The organism is Streptococcus mitis, assembly GCF_003942775.1.
In the GTDB taxonomy this organism is placed as follows: domain Bacteria; phylum Bacillota; class Bacilli; order Lactobacillales; family Streptococcaceae; genus Streptococcus; species Streptococcus mitis_CN.
The window spans coordinates 1-615 of the sequence record NZ_RJNX01000030.1; the positions used below are offsets into that span (position 1 = coordinate 1).

Below are 615 nucleotides of genomic sequence, written 5' to 3' on the forward strand. Positions count from 1 at the left end.
AGAAAGCAAAAGCTAAGGAAGATGCAAAAGCGAAAGCAGACGCAGCGAAAACAGCAATCGATAACGCAACAACAAATGATGCAGTAACTCAAGCTAAAAATGATGGAGCAACAAGTGTAGACTCAGTCACTCCAACGCCAGTAGCTAAGCCAGCGGCTAAAAAAGCAATAGATGACGCACTTAAAGCTAAGAAAGATGCGATCGATGCGAACAACGACTTAACAGCTGAAGAGAAAGCAAAAGCTAAGGAAGATGCAAAAGCGAAAGCAGACGCAGCGAAAGCAGCAATCGANAACGCNACNACAAATGATGCAGTAACTCAAGCTAAAAATGATGGAGCAACAAGTGTAGACTCAGTAACTCCAACGCCAGTAGCTAAGCCAGCGGCTAAGCAAGCAATCGATGATGCATTGAAAGCTAAAAATGACGCGATCGATGCGAACAACGACTTAACAGCTGAAGAGAAAGCAAAAGCTAAGGAAGACGCTAAAGCGAAAGCTGACACAGCTAAGGAAGCAATCGACAACGCTACGACAAATGATGCAGTAACTAAAGCTAAGACTGCAGGAACAACAAGTGTAGACTCAGTAACTCCAACGCCAGTAGCTAAGCCAG

At 44.3% G+C, this 615-nt stretch carries 1 protein-coding gene; it reads left to right on the top strand.

What is annotated here, in order from left to right:
- Positions 1–615 (top strand): DUF1542 domain-containing protein (locus D8848_RS10735; RefSeq protein WP_142999030.1); only part of this gene is annotated, 615 nt, incomplete at both ends.